7 protein-coding genes and 1 pseudogene are annotated in these 14,274 nt (G+C 72.6%); 6 read left to right on the forward strand and 2 right to left on the reverse strand.

Going from position 1 to position 14,274, the window contains the following annotated elements:
• Positions 1-235 precede the first annotated feature (235 nt).
• Complete coding sequence (locus ACFV61_RS28210) at positions 236-1,168, forward strand: CAP domain-containing protein (RefSeq protein ID WP_380494604.1); 933 nt, start codon at positions 236-238, stop codon at positions 1,166-1,168.
• A 300-nt stretch (positions 1,169-1,468) separates the two neighbouring features.
• On the opposite strand, the gene ACFV61_RS28215 is transcribed toward ACFV61_RS28210, so the two are convergent.
• Complete coding sequence (locus ACFV61_RS28215; protein ID WP_380494606.1) at positions 1,469-2,752, reverse strand: amidohydrolase family protein; 1,284 nt, start codon at positions 2,750-2,752, stop codon at positions 1,469-1,471.
• 419 nt (positions 2,753-3,171) lie between these two features.
• Here ACFV61_RS28215 and ACFV61_RS28220 point away from each other — a divergent pair, with 419 nt between their 5' ends.
• Positions 3,172-4,488, forward strand: coding sequence for a type III PLP-dependent enzyme (locus tag ACFV61_RS28220; RefSeq protein WP_380494609.1), 1,317 nt, complete (start codon positions 3,172-3,174; stop codon positions 4,486-4,488).
• Positions 4,485-5,045, forward strand: a complete 561-nt coding sequence (locus ACFV61_RS28225) for a GNAT family N-acetyltransferase (RefSeq protein WP_063351962.1) — start codon at positions 4,485-4,487, stop codon at positions 5,043-5,045. The genes ACFV61_RS28220 and ACFV61_RS28225 overlap by 4 nt, the downstream gene beginning before the upstream one ends.
• A gap of 143 nt (positions 5,046-5,188) precedes the next feature.
• On the opposite strand, the gene ACFV61_RS28230 is transcribed toward ACFV61_RS28225, so the two are convergent.
• Positions 5,189-6,529 carry a glutamine synthetase gene (locus ACFV61_RS28230; protein ID WP_380494611.1) on the reverse strand — a complete coding sequence of 447 codons (1,341 nt, stop codon included), beginning with the start codon at positions 6,527-6,529 and terminating at the stop codon, positions 5,189-5,191.
• Between the two features lie 527 nt (positions 6,530-7,056).
• Here ACFV61_RS28230 and ACFV61_RS28235 point away from each other — a divergent pair.
• The 3 genes and pseudogenes from ACFV61_RS28235 to ACFV61_RS28245 all read left to right on the forward strand — a co-directional run bounded on the left by ACFV61_RS28235 (position 7,057) and on the right by ACFV61_RS28245 (position 14,273).
• Positions 7,057-7,392: a DUF5132 domain-containing protein gene (locus tag ACFV61_RS28235; protein ID WP_063351960.1), complete on the forward strand. Its 336-nt coding sequence runs from the start codon at positions 7,057-7,059 to the stop codon at positions 7,390-7,392.
• A 349-nt stretch (positions 7,393-7,741) separates the two neighbouring features.
• A pseudogene (locus ACFV61_RS28240) lies at positions 7,742-8,263 on the forward strand (ATP-binding cassette domain-containing protein); the annotation flags it as partial.
• A 103-nt stretch (positions 8,264-8,366) separates the two neighbouring features.
• Positions 8,367-14,273 carry an amino acid adenylation domain-containing protein gene (locus ACFV61_RS28245; RefSeq protein ID WP_380494613.1) on the forward strand — a complete coding sequence of 1,969 codons (5,907 nt, stop codon included), beginning with the start codon at positions 8,367-8,369 and terminating at the stop codon, positions 14,271-14,273.
• The last annotated feature ends 1 nt before the right edge of the window (position 14,274 follow it).

A 14,274-nucleotide genomic window follows, 5' to 3' on the forward strand; every position in this document is an offset into this window, starting at 1 on the left:
TCGCCTACTCGCGCCCCTCGTAACCCGCGGCCCCTGCTCGGGCCCCCGGGCGCGCCCCCCCACGGCAACACGATCCGGCTGACACACGTGTGGGCCTGAGGTCCGCGCCGCCTCCGTGGACGACGCACATCCTGTTCGTCAACGCGCTGCTGATCAATTGTCAATCCAGTCCTGGTGTCCTGACCGCGTTCCGCAGTCTCATCCGCACGCGGTCCATTGACAACAGGAGATTCCCGTGTCCCACCCGTCCACCCCCACTCCCACCCCCACCCTCCGCCCGAGCACCGGCACCCGCCGCCGCACCCGGCTGGCAGGCCTGGCGCTCGCCGTCTCCGCGATATCCGCGAGCAGCATCACGCTGCTCGCCGCGCCGGCGAACGCCGCCGTGGTCGAGCAGATGATCACGATCCAGGACCACCAGAACCACAACTCGCTGGCCAGCTCCGACGGCGAGGGCTCCCGGATCGTCGCCCGCAACTACCAGAACGCCTCCACTTCGTTCTGGATCTCCAACAAGCCCGGCGACCGGGTCGACTTCGCCCGCAACGTCAACGGCACCGAGCGCGTGCTGGAGATGGACACCAACGACGGCCGGTCCACCCAGTTCATCCACTGGTGGGCGGGCGACAACCAGCAGTGGACCCTGGAGCCCGCCGCCGGCGGCGGCACCTACCTCCACAACGCCCGCGACAACCGCTGTCTGACCTACCACGGCCTCGACCGGGAGGTCACCGTCGAGAACTGCGACGGCAGCATGGCCCAGCGGTTCGACCTGATCGGGTCGGGCACCGGTCCGGGTCCGGGCCCGGGCACCTCCGTCGAGCAGCGCTTCCTGGACCGGCTCAACACCGTGCGCGCCCAGAACGGCAGGCCGGCGGTGCGCCTCAACCAGACGCTCTCCCAGGCCGCCAAGTGCAACGCCGACCAGATGGACCAGCGCCGCGTCTCCGGCCACTTCTGCGACTCGGGCAGCATCGCGCGGGGCCTCGGCTACACCGGGAGGGGATTCGGCGAGATCGCCTTCTACGGCCCCACCGACATCGACGCCGCCGTCGACGGCTGGATCAAGTCGCCCGGCCACCTGGGGATCATGCTCGGCGACTACAACGAGGTCGGCCTGGCCCGCACCGGCAACGCCTCCTGGAACGCGGACTTCAGCACCCGCTGACCCCCGCCGCGACCGCTCCGCCGGGGCCGCTCCACCCGCGACCGCCCGCGCCCGCGCCGCCGGGCCCGCACCCCCCGCCCCCGCCCCCCCCGGGGCCGCGGCCCCGGCCAGAACCTCCGCCAGGGATGGCACTTCCGGGAGGCCGGCCAGCGCACCGAGGTGCTCCCGGGGAACACCCACGTGCTGTCCGGGATCGGTGCGGGATTCCAGTGGGGGAACCCGCTGTCTCCGGCATGCCTGACCGGGCCACAGGGCGGTGATGGACCGCCCGAGCCGGGGGCAGGCGGAGGCCGGTGCGGGTCAGTCGAGTTCGTTCTTGTGGACGACGCCGTCCTTGACGATCAGCTTCAGATTGCGTTCGGGGTCTGCGAGGACGGAGAGGTCGGTGGTCGGGTCGCCGTCGACGACCAGGAGGTCGGCCCATGCTCCCGGCGCGATGACGCCGAGCGGCGCGGCGCGGTAGGGGTCTCGGCGGCCGGACAGGCGGAAGAGTTCGGCGTTGCCGGAGGTGGCCGTCCGCAGGGCCTCGACCGGGCTGAGGTAGCTGCCGAGCCGGACGAGCATCTCGTTCTGCCGGTGGGCCTTCCCGGGGTCGAGCACCAGGTCGGTGCCGAAGGCCAGCCGAACACCGTGCTTCACCGCCCAGCCGATGGTGCGGGTGACGCCTTCACAGACCTCGCGGTTCTTGCGGTCGCTGTCCGGGGACGCGTAGTGGTGGTCGTCGACCGCGAACGGCTGGGTGCTCAGCCACACGCTCTGTTCCGCGAGGTGGCGGATGGTGTCCTCGTCGACGAGGTGCCCGTGCTCGATGCAGCGCACCCCGGCCCGCACCGCGCGGCGGACGCCTTCGGAGGTGTAGACGTGCACGGTCACGTAGGTGCCCCAGTCGGAGGCCGCGGCGACGGCGGCCTCCAACTCGGCCGTGGTGAACTGCAGGACGTCCAGCGGGTCGAACTCCGAGATGACGCCGCCGCCGGCCATCAGCTTGATCTGGGTGGCTCCCTTCTTCAGCTGCTCGCGCACCGCGGCGAGCACCCGTTCCGGCCCGTCGGCCACCCGGGTGAACCCGATCTGTTCGGTCCGGGCCGGTGGCCCGCCCAGGGCGGTCGGGGCGTCGTGGACCGTCCCGAAGTCGCCGTGGCCGGCGGTTTGGGAGACGGCCGCCTGGCTCGGGTAGATCCGCGGGCCCGGGAACAGCCCGCGGTCCAGCACCCGCCGGAGCGGCTCGGTGTCTCCGGCCATGTCCCGCACGGTGGTGAAGCCGCGCATCAGCATGTCGCGGGCCGCGGCCAGGGCCTGGTAGTGGAGGGTGCCGGTCGGTGCGAGCTGGAGCTCCGCCATGGTGCCGCCGATCGCGAACAGGTGGACGTGCGCGTCGGTGAGGCCGGGGAGGAGGGTGCGGCCTCCGCCGTCGATCACCGTCGCGCCTCCGGGTAGGCCGGGCGGGAGGGTGCGGCCCAGCACCACCTCTGCGATCCTGTCCCGTTGGACCCGGACGTGCCCCGGCACCGCTTCCCCTCCGATCCCGTCGAAGACGCGCACGTTCGTCACCAGCAGCCCGGTACCCGGGTCGTCGACACCCATGCCGTCATCTTCGGCTGGTCACGGGACCGGGACCAGCGGGACGGGCCGATCCGCCGAGGCGTTGCTCTCACCAGTTCATCGACAGCGTCCGGTGGGACCTGGTCGTCAAGGCCGTGGAGGCCGACGCCGACGTCGTTCGGGTGGTTCTGTATGGCGAGCGGTGGCCCGGGGCGGGGCGCGGAGGGATGGGGATCGGCACGGAGATGCCGAGCAGCGGTCCGCGCTCGTCGGCCTTCGCGTCGGTCAGGCCGTGCGGGGTGCGCAACGGGTGGTGGGGCAGGCCCTGGAAGTACGTAGAGTGCGGTGGGAGAGGGAGTTCGGGTCAGGCGTCACAGCCGACCTTCGGACTCCCTTGCTTCATTTCACGCGTGCCAGCAATCCCGTGGCATCAATCGTCTAGTCGGACCGGAAGTTCACACGTGAGGCCTCAGAGCATCGACATGCGCCAGACCGCCGAACCGCGTCGGACGGCCGACCACGGCAGAACCGGCCACCGCGCCCCGACCGCGCCGGCCACCGTGCACGCATCCACCACGCGCCTTCCCGGACAGCGCGACGGCACCGCCCTGCGCGCCGCGCTCGCCGATGCCACCGAGGACACCATCGTCTACGACCTGGACGGCATCGGCCGTCAGTACGCCGCACTGTGCGCCGAACTTCCCGGCGTGGCCGTCCGGTTCGCGATGAAGGCCTGCCCGGTGGACGAGGTGCTGGACCATCTCGCCGCGCTCGGCTCCGGCTTCGACGCGGCCAGCCCGCAGGAGATCGCCCAGGCGCTGCGCACCGGCGTCGCACCCGAGCTGATCCACTACGGGAACACCGTCAAGTCGGACCGCAACATCGCCGAGGCGTACCGGCTGGGCGTGCGGGACTTCGCCACCGACAGCCCGGAGGACGTCGCCGCGATCGCGGAACACGCCCCCGGATCGCGGGTGTTCTGCCGGATCGCGACCACCGGCGAGGGCGCGCTGTGGGGCCTGAGCCGCAAGTTCGGCTGCTCGCCCGAGGACGCCGTGCGGGTGCTCGATGCCGCCCGGCCCGCAGGGCTGGTGCCTTCCGGCCTGTCGGTGCACGTCGGCTCCCAGCAGATGACCGCCGGGGCCTGGGCCGCGGCGATCGACTCGCTGACCGCCGTCCTGGAGGCGCTCTGCCGGCGCGGCATCGTGCCGAGCCGCATCAACCTCGGTGGCGGGCTGCCCGCACTCGGCGTCCTCGACCGGCGCGGCCGGCCGCTGGAACCGCCGCTGGACAAGATCTTCGTGGTGATCCGGGAGGGCATGGAACGGTTGCGCGCCGTCAACGCCGCCCCGTTGGACTTCCTGCTGGAGCCGGGCCGCCACCTGGTCGCCGACCACGGTGCGATCCGCGCGCACGTCGCCCGGCTCACCTCCCGCCGCCGGCTCGACGGCACCCGCGAGGACTGGCTGTACCTGAGCTGCGGCAAGTTCAACGGCCTGTACGAGATGGACCAGTTGCAGTACCGGCTGGAGTTCCCGACCCACCAGGGCGGGCAGTTCGTCGACGCCGTGGTGGCCGGTCCGACCTGCGACAGCGATGACGCGTACGCCCAGGAGGACGGCCTGGTCCAGGTCCCGCGCGCGATCGCCTCCGGCGACCCGGTGTGGGTCCACTCCTGCGGCGCGTACGCCTCCGCCTACGCCACCCAGGGGTTCAACGGCTTCGCGCCGCTTCCGTACACCTGCGTCGGCGGGCGCCGCAACGGAGGAAACGCATGAGCGAGTACCGGATCCGGCTGCTCCGGGAAGAGGACTGGGACGCCGTGGTCGCGCTGGAGGAACGCGCCTACGCCGCCAGTGGCCTGTCCGAAGGCCGCGAGGCCCTGCAGTCCCGGCATCGCGCCTCACCCGACACCTGCTTCGCGCTGGAGCACCCGGGCGGCCTCGGCGGCTACCTGCTCGCCCTGCCGTACCCGCTGTTCCGCTGCCCGGACCTCAGCCGCAGCGAGGACGCGGACGGGGACGGCACTGGCGGGCGGCCCGCCAACATGCACGCGCACGACCTGGTGATCGCCGAGCAGCTGCGCGGCCGGGGTCTCGCCCCACGGATGATGCGCCACCTGGACGACACCGCGCTGGCGGCCGGCCACCGGACGGTCTCGCTGGTCGCCGTCCTCGGCGCACAGGCCGTGTGGGCTCGCCTCGGGTACCGCGCCCGGCCCGAGATCGGGCTGCCCGCGAGCTACGGTGCCGATGCGGTCTACATGGCGAAGCCGCTGGAACCCGAGGTCACCGATCCGACTCCCGAGTCCTCACCCAGAGCCGAAGTGGGTTGATATAGCCATCTCCCGTACCCGGCAGGGTTCCGCCGCTTCCGACCGGCCATCGGCGGGCCGCTCCTGGCTCCTCGCTCCCCGGCGACCAGGGGGTCTGCGATCGACCCGTCGCCGGGGAGCCGGTGGAGCAGAACCGGTGCTCGTCAGTAGCGCCAGCGGACGGCCTCGATGACCTCCGCATCCGTGCGCATCGCGAACAGCTCCGCCTCCGCGCGACGGACGGCCAGCACTGTCTCGTACAGCTCGGGGCCGAGCGCCTGCCGCAGCACGTCGGACTTCTCGTACGCGTCGATCGCCTCCGGCAGGCTCTCCGGGAGGCGCTCGGCGTCGCCGAGGGCGGCGGGGTCGCTCGTGGTCTCGGGCGGGAGGGGCAGACCGGCGTCCAGGCCGGCGAGTCCGGCGGCCAGCACGCCGCCGATCGCCAGGTACGGATTGGCGGCGGCGTCGAAGCACTTGAGCTCGGCGTTGGCCTGCCGGGCCGTGGAGCCGGCGATCAGCCGCAGTGCCGCCTCACGGTTCTCCAGGCCCCAGCAGCGGTAGGCCCCGGCGAAGTGGGAGGGGACCAGCCTCAGGTAGGAGGCGACGCCGGGTGCGCCGAGGGCGAGCAGGGCGGGCAGCTCGGCCAGGACGCCCGAGAGGAACTGTTCGGCCTCCGGGTGCAGCCCGTGCCGGCCGGGGCCGCCGTGCCCGAGGTTCAGGCCCTCTCGCCAGAGGCTGAGGTGCAGGTGGCCGCCGTTGCCGATCGAGCCCTCGGTGAAGACGGGCGCGAACGAGACCCGCAGGCCGTGCCGGGCGGAGACGGCCCGGACGGTGTGGCGCACCAGCATCGTGGTGTCGGCCGCCTCGACAGGCCCCTCGGCGGCGACGGAGACCTCGAACTGTCCGGCGGCGTACTCGGGGTGGACCTGGAGCACGGCCAGTCCCTGGGCGGTGAGGGCGCGCAGTACCTCCCGCAGGTAGTCGGAGTGCTCGATGAAGCGGGTCATCCCGTACGCGGGCCCGGTCGTCGCGGGGGCTCCGGCGGAGTCGGCCACCACCCACTCGATCTCGATCCCGGCCCGCACCGAGAGCCCGCGCCGCTCGACGGTCTCGGTGACCCGGCGGGCGAAGTGGCGCTGGCAGCCGGGGTGCGGGGTGCCGTCCTGGGTGTAGCGGTCGGCCGGGGCCCAGGCCCAGCCGGGCTGGGCGGCGAGCGGGGTGAGCCGGTCGAGGTCGGGGACGAGCCGCAGGTCGCCCACCGGGCCGGTGCCCGAAGGCGCGGTGGCGAAGGAGTCGTCCACCAGGGAGACGTCGAAGCAGGGTACGGCGCCGACACCGTACTCGGCGGCGTGTTCGAGCTGGGCGAGCGGAACGGACTTCACCCGGGTGAGCCCGGCGTTGTCGACCCAGCCGAACACCACCCCGTCGATTCCTGCGGCGGCGAGTTGGGCTTCGGCTTCCCGGGCCTGGGCGGCCCGCTCGGCTGGGGGGTGCGTGGTGGTCATGCCGCTCATGCTGGCGTTCGCGGCAGTCGGCGGGCCAGCCGCCGGCCGGGAGTTCACTCGTCCGTGATCGGCCGGAGCTGCGGAGTGACACAGGAACCGCCCGGTGCGTCTTCGGACGATTGCCGGGGCCGGCCCGGCGTTGTGCCGGGGGGCGCCGACTCGATGGGCTGGGGCCGGCCGAGCGCGGGAGGGTGGCACGAGAAAACGGCGATCGCCATTGATCTAGAAATGTGATGATCGGTCTAATTGGGCGGCAAACCTTTACTGAGTTCGTAGCGATTGGTAGTTCGGATTGCACTCGGCCGGGTGAATCCCGTTGAGGATGTTTGGTTTTGACGGGAGCTATTCGACTACGGTGGCGGAGGATCGGGCGGTTGGCCTCATCGGTGAGGAAATCGGTTCGGCGGGAAATCCGCGACGTGAGCCGACAATCCCGAAAAGGAGTTCTACCGCCGGTCCTGCTGTGCGTGCTCCGGCAGTTCGCCGTGCCCGGGGTCCCCTGTCATACGTAGAGAGGTTGGAACACCATGCCGCCCGTAGTTCCGCCGTTCCTGATCGGTCTCGTCGTCTCGCCACTGGTCAAGCGTCTGCTGAAGCCGCTGGTGCGAGGCGTCGTCAAGACGTCCGTCGGGCTCGTCATGGAGGTGAAGAAGGCGGCCCACGAGGCCGGGGAGAACATCCACGACCTCGCGGCCGAGGTCGCCGCCGACGTGTCGGCGGCTCAGGTCACGTCCGGTGACGGCCATCGTGCGGCCGGGAACGCGACCCCGAACGCCGAGAGGGGCGAGGCCGCCGCCCGGGCCGAAGCCGAGGCGAGGGCCTCGAAGATCCGTACGACCGTCGGCGCCGGAAGGGCACACTGACGCACCGGCGCGACCTGACCCGCCGCCTGGACGCACACCGTGATCGAGCTCGCGAGCTGTGTCCGCGCGGTGGTCGGCCGCGGGCCTTCCGGCCCCATCGGCCGCCCCTTCAGAATTCCCGCTCCGCCACATTGATCCGTCGTGCCCGATGCCGGATCGCTCATGACCTCCGCAAACAGGTGATCGTACACATGCCATCTCTGCTGGGTTCCGCAGCCGGATTCCGCTCCATGGATCCGGACGCGAGCCTGCGCTCGGTCATTCCGGGCCGCCAGCGCTGGGACGTCAGGCTGGTTCTCGGACGGCCCCGGACGGCCGAAGTCCTCGCCGCGGTCCTGCGGCGCGTCCCCGGGACCTGCGCGACGCGATCGGGTTCGTCGCGTAGGACCCGTTCCTCTTCGACGGCAGCATCGTTGACAACATCCGCTACGGCAGCTTCGCGGCCTCGGACGAGGCCGTCGTCAAGGCCGCCTCGATGTCCGAGGCGCACACCTTCATCGCGGCGCTGCCGGACGGCTACGACACGGTGATCGGTGAACGCGGTGCCGCGCTGTCGGGCGGCCGGCGGCAGCGGATCGGCCTGGCGCGGGCGATCCTCAAGGACGCGCCGGTCGTGATCCTCGACGAGGCGACCTCCACGGTGGACAACGAGACCGAGGCTGCCATCCAGCGCACGCTGCGCGGCTTCGCGGTCGGCCGGACGATGGTCGTCATCGCCCACCGGCTCTCCACCGTCCGCCACGCCGACCGGATCTACGTCATGGACAGGGGCGGCGTCGTGGCCGAGCAGGGCACCCACGACGAACTCCTCGCCCGGCACGGACTCTACGCATCCCTCTGGCAGCTCCAGGCCGGCGAACGCGCCGCCTGACCGCAGAAAGCCGCACCGCCCGCTGACCGTGTGACGTCACCGCGGTCGGCGTGGCCCGGCGCGTCCTGCGCGCCTGCCCGCCCACACTTCTGGAGGTACCCCCATGTCCCGTCGCGACGGCGACGTCCTTGCCCTGACAGCGGCCCAGCGCGAGATCTGGCTCGCCGAGCAGCGCTCCCGGACACCGATCCCCGGTTACCGGGTCGGTGAGTGCCTGGAGATCCACGGGCCGGTCGACCCGGACCTGTTCGAGACCGCGCTGCGCCGCGTCGTCGACGAGGTCGACGCCCTGCACGTGACCTTCGTCGACGGCGGTGACGGCCCGCGCCAGATCCTCCGCGAGACCTGGGACTGGGCACCGGCACACCTGGACCTGAGCGGGGAGCCCGCACCCCGTGCGGCGGCCATGGAGTGGATGGAGCGGGACCTGATGCGCCCGCTGGATCTCGCGCGCGACCCGCTGTTCGGGCACGCGCTGGTCAAGCTGTCGCCGACCGAATTCCTCTGGTACCTGAACTACCACCACGTGGTGCTGGACGCGATCAGCAGTTCCATGGTCCGCCAGCGGGTCGGCGAGGTGTACTCGGCGCTGTCCGAGGGCGGCGCGGTGCCGCCGTCGCCGTTCGGCTCGCTGCGGGACCTGGTCGACAGCGACGCCGCCTACCGTTCGTCCGCCGACTTCACCGCCGACCGCTCCTACTGGACCGAGCGCTGTGCAGACCTGCCCGCCCCGACCCGGCTCACCGACAGCGCCACGACTGACCCGCACCGGGCCCTGCGTCTGGCCGAGGAGCGGGAGCTGCGGAGCCCGGACGCGCTGCGGGCGGCGGCAGGGAGGGTCGGTGTCCGGTGGTCCCGCCTGGTGATCGCGGCGGCGGCGCTCTACGCCCACCGGCTGAGCGGTACCCAGGACGTGGTGCTCGCCCTCCCGGTCACCGCCCGTCGGGGCTCCGACCGCGACCTGATGTCAGTGCCCGGCACGATGTCGAACGTGGTGCCGCTGCGGCTGACGGTACGACCGGACATGCCGTGGCGCGAACTCGTCGCCCAGGTGGCACGGGAAGTCGAGGCGGCCGTCGCGCACGAGCGCTACCGCAGCGAGGACCTGCTGCGGGATCTCGGCGCGCCCGGGAGCATCGGGACGGTGTTCCCGCTGATCGTCAACATCATGGCCTTCAACGCGAGGCCCACCTTCGCCGGGCACCCCGCCTCCGTGCACCACTTCGTGTCCGGGTCGACCACCGATCTCGCCGTCTGGGTGTTCGACTACCGGGACGGCAACCCCCCGCTCCTCAGGCTGCACGGCGCGCCCGAGGCATACGGCGACGACGACCTCGCCGCGCACCAGCAGCGGCTGCTCGCCGTGCTCGACGCCGTCGCGGACTGTGACCCTGACGAGGTGCTGGGCCGGATCGACCTGCTCACGGCCGCAGAGCACCGAGAGGTGGCGGCCCTCGGCACCGGGCAGGTGGCGGCGGATCCCGCCACGAGCCTGCCGGAGCTGTTCCGGGAGCAGGTCCGGGCGACTCCGGACCTCGTCGCGCTGGTGTGCGGTGACGTCTCACTGACGTACGCGGAGCTCGACGTGCGGGCGAACCGGCTGGCGAACGCCCTGATCGACCGGGGTGCGGGGCCGGAGCGGCTGGTGGCGGTGGCGCTGCCGAGGTCGGCCGAGCTGGTGGTGGCGATCCTCGCGGTGCTGAAGACCGGCGCGGCGTACGTCCCGGTCGACCCCGAGTACCCGGCCGACCGGATCGCCTACCTGCTCGACGACGCCCGACCGATCCTGCTGGTGACCGACTCCGGCAGCGCGGACCGCCTGCCCGACGGCGGTCCGGTCGACCGGTTGGTGCTCGACGCCCCGGAATCGGCCGCCCTGGTGGCGGGCTGCCCGCCGACCGACCCGACGGTGGTCGTCGATCCGGGCCACCCGGCCTACGTCATCTACACCTCCGGCTCCACCGGCCGGCCCAAGGGCGTGGCGCCGACCCACGGCGGCCTGCTCAACCTGCTCACGGACCTCCGGGAGGTGCACTTCCGGGCGGTCCTCGGGGAACGGCAGCGGCTGCGGGTGGCCCTGACCACGTCGGTGTCGTTCGACGCCTCGTGGAACCAGCTGCTCGCCCTGTTCGCGGGGCACGAGCTGCACGTCCTGGACCACGAGACCTGGACCGACCCCGACGCCTTCGTCGGCTACGCGGCGCGCCACGGACTGGACTACATCGAAGCCACCCCTTCCTACCTGCACGTCCTGGTCGCCCACGGGCTCCTGGGCGACCAGAACTGGCGTCCGGCGCTGGTCGCGGCCGGTGGCGAGGCCGTCCCGGAGCGGCTGTGGGGAGAACTACGGTCGGCGGACGGGGTCTCCTGCCTCAACCTCTACGGACCGTCCGAGTGCACCGTCAACCCGGTGATCGCCTCCGTGGGATCGAGTCCGCTCCCGGTCATCGGCCGACCCGCCGGAAACGTCCGGCTGTACGTGCTCGACGGCGCCCTGCGGCCGCTGCCGGCCGGTACGCCGGGCGAGCTGTACATCGCCGGGCCCTGCCTGGCGCGCGGCTACCTCAACCGGCCGGGCCTGACCGCCGGGCGGTTCGTGGCGGACCCGTTCGGTCCGAGTGGTTCGAGGATGTACCGCACCGGCGACCTGGTGCGCTGGGGTGCAGACCGGAATCTGGAGTTCCTCGGCCGGACCGACGACCAAGTCAAGGTCCGCGGCTTCCGAGTGGAGCTCGGCGAAGTCGAGGCCGTCCTCGCCGAGCACCCGCAGGTCGCCCGGGCCGCCGCCGTGGTGCGTACCGAGGACGAGCCCCGACTGGTCGCCTATGCCGTCGCCGAGCCCGGTGCCACGGTCACCGACACCGCCCTGCGCGAACACCTCCAGGCGCGGTTGCCCAAGCACATGGTGCCGTCGGCGCTCATGGTGCTGGACGTCCTGCCGCTGACCCCGAACGGCAAGCTCGACCGGCGGGCCCTGCCAGCGCCCGAGCGGCAGTCGGCCGTGCCGGGCCGCGCTCCGCGCTCCGCGGTCGAGCACCTGCTCGCAGGCCTGTTCGCCGAGGTGCTCGGCGTGTCCGAGCCGGGGCTGGACGACAGCTTCTTCGACCTCGGCGGGCACTCCCTGCTGGCCACCCGGCTGGTCGCCCGGGCCCGGTCGGTGCTGGGCGTGGAGCTGGGGCTGCGCGACCTGTTCGACGCGCCGACGGTGGCGGAACTGGCCGCGGCGGTGGACATCGCGGGCCGGGCGCGCCCGGCGCTCGGGCGGCGCGAGCGGCCCGAGGCCGTCCCGCTGTCCTTCGCGCAGCGCCGGCTGTGGTTCCTGCACCGCATGGAGGGACCGAGCGCCACCTACAACATCCCGCTGGCGCTGCGGCTTTCCGGACACCTGAACCAGCGGGCCCTGGACGCCGCCCTGGCGGACGTGGTCGAGCGGCACGAGAGCCTGCGCACCGTCTTCCCGGTGGTCGACGGCGTGCCGTGCCAGCGGGTGCTGGAGGCAGACGAGGCACGGCCGCGGCTGCGGGTCACCGAGGCCGGCGAGCGCGACCTGCCGGACCTTCTGGCGGAGGCGGCGCGGCACGGCTTCGAGCTCGCCGAGGAGCCGCCGCTGCGTGCCGAGCTCTTCCGGCTCGGCACCGAGGAGCACGTGCTGCTGCTGGTGGTGCACCACATCGCCGGTGACGGCTGGTCGGCGGGCCCGCTCCTGCGGGACCTGAGGACCGCCTACGCGGCCCGTACCGAGGGCGCGAAGCCCGAGTGGGCCCAACTGCCCGTCCAGTACGCCGACTACGCCCTCTGGCAGCGGGAGCTGCTCGGTGACGGCGCTCACCCGGACAGTCTGCTGAGCGGCCAGCTCGCCTACTGGCGGGAGCAGTTGGCGCACCTGCCCGACCAGGTGGAGCTGCCCTTCGACCGGCCCCGGCCGGCCGCGATGTCCTACCGGGGCGCCCACCTGCCGGTGCGGATCGACGCCGAGTTGCACGAGGGCCTGCGCGCGCTCGCCCGCGACGGTGGCGCCAGCCTGTTCATGGTGCTCCAGGCCGGGCTGGCCGCCCTGCTCGGCAAGCTCGGCGCCGGCACCGACGTACCGATCGGCACGCCGATCGCGGGACGCACCGACGAGGCCCTGGACGACCTGGTCGGATTCTTCGTCAACACCCTCGTGCTGCGCACCGACCTGTCCGGCGACCCGTCGTTCGCCGAACTGCTGGGCCAGGTGCGCTCCGACGCGCTGGCCGCGTACGCGCACCAGGACGTGCCGTTCGAGCACCTCGTGGAGGCACTGAACCCGACCCGGACACTGGCGCACCACCCGCTCTTCCAGACCATGCTCGCCCTGCAGAACGCCCCGCTCGGCGCCTTCGACCTGCCGGGGCTGCGGGTGACGGCCGATCTGGTGCACACCGGTACGGCCAAGTGCGACCTGACCTTCATCCTGGCCGAACAGCCGGGTACGGAGGGGCTGTCGGGCGTGGTCGAGTACAGCACCGACCTCTTCGACGAGGCCACCGTGGCGGGGATCGTCGACCGGTGGCTGCGGCTGCTGCGCGCCGTCGTCGCCGACCCCGGCCGACGGATCGGCCGGGTGGACGTGCTGTCCGCCGAGGAACTCCGCGCGCTGCTCCCGGCCCGTACCGAGGAGGAGGACGCGCCGTGCAGCAGCCTGACCGCGCTCTTCGAGCGGCGGGTCCGGACCAACCCGGCCGCCGTCGCCCTCACGGATGGTGAAGTAACCCTTTTCTACGGCGAGTTGAACACCCGCGCCAACCGGCTCGCGCACGCGCTCATCGACCGGGGCGTGGGCCCGGAGCGGCTGGTGGCCCTGGCCCTGCCGCGCTCGGCGGACCTGGTCGTCGCGGTGCTCGCGGTGGTCAAGGCCGGCGGCGCCTACGTGCCGATCGACCCGGCGTACCCTGCGGCCCGGATCTCCTACCTGCTCCAGGACACCCGGCCCGCGCTGCTCGTCACGACGAGCGGTATCGGCGAGCTGCCGGGGGCGGACCACCTGGACCGGCTGCTGCTGGACTCCGCCGACCTGGACGGGCTGCCGGACACGGACCCGGGGGTCACCGTCGATCCCGGCCACGCCGCCTACGTCATCCACACCTCCGGCTCCACCGGCAACCCCAAGGGCGTCGTGGTTCCGCACCACAACGTGGTGCGGCTGTTCCGGACGACGGAGGAGCTGTTCGGCTTCACCGCCGAGGACGTCTGGACGCTCTTCCACTCCTACGCCTTCGACTTCTCGGTGTGGGAGCTGTGGGGCGCGCTGCTGCACGGCGGCCGTCTCGTGATCGTGGACCATGAGACCAGCCGCTCGCCCGGCGCGTTCCTGGAGCTCCTCGCCCGCGAGCGGGTGACGGTGCTCAACCAGACGCCGTCCGCCTTCTACCAGCTGATGCAGGCGGAAGCCGAGCACCCGCGTGAACTCGCCCTGCGCACGGTGGTCTTCGGCGGTGAGGCACTGGAGCACGCCCGGTTGGCGAGCTGGTACGAGCGGCACCCGGAGGACGCGCCCCGGCTGGTCAACATGTACGGCATCACCGAGACCACCGTGCACGTCACGTACGCGGCGCTCGACCGGTCCGGCACCGCAGCCGGCCAGATCGGCGCGGGCCTCCCGGACCTGCGGACGTACGTGCTCGACGACGGCCTGCGGCCGGTGGCCCCGGGCGTGCCCGGCGAGCTGTACGTGGCGGGCGCCGGGCTGGCGCGCGGCTACCTGAACCGGCCGGGCCTGACCGCCGGGCGCTTCGTCGCCGACCCGTACGGGCCGGCGGGCAGCCGGATGTACCGCAGCGGCGACGTGGTGCGCCGGGCTGCGGAAGGCAGCCTGAGCTTCGTCGGCCGGGCCGACCAGCAGGTGAAGGTGCGCGGCTTCCGGATCGAGCTCGGCGAGATCGAGGCGGCGCTGGCCGCGCACCCCGGCGTGGCCCAGGGCCCCCGGCTGGCCCCGGGGGTGCCAGCCGAGGTCACCCCCCTGGTGGCCTTCCAGGCGGTGTGTTTTTAAG

Source organism: Kitasatospora sp. NPDC059817, assembly GCF_042731835.1.
Lineage (GTDB): Bacteria > Actinomycetota > Actinomycetes > Streptomycetales > Streptomycetaceae > Kitasatospora.

Excerpts from the sequence above, each read along its gene's own strand:
- ACFV61_RS28215 (WP_380494606.1), bottom strand. The coding sequence starts at position 2,752 with ATGGGTGTCGACGACCCGGGTACCGGGCTGCTGGTGACGAACGTGCGC.
- ACFV61_RS28225 (WP_063351962.1), top strand. The coding sequence starts at position 4,485 with ATGAGCGAGTACCGGATCCGGCTGCTCCGGGAAGAGGACTGGGACGCC.
- ACFV61_RS28230 (WP_380494611.1), bottom strand. The coding sequence starts at position 6,529 with ATGACCACCACGCACCCCCCAGCCGAGCGGGCCGCCCAGGCCCGGGAA.
- ACFV61_RS28235 (WP_063351960.1), top strand. The coding sequence starts at position 7,057 with ATGCCGCCCGTAGTTCCGCCGTTCCTGATCGGTCTCGTCGTCTCGCCA.
- ACFV61_RS28245 (WP_380494613.1), top strand. The coding sequence starts at position 8,367 with ATGTCCCGTCGCGACGGCGACGTCCTTGCCCTGACAGCGGCCCAGCGC.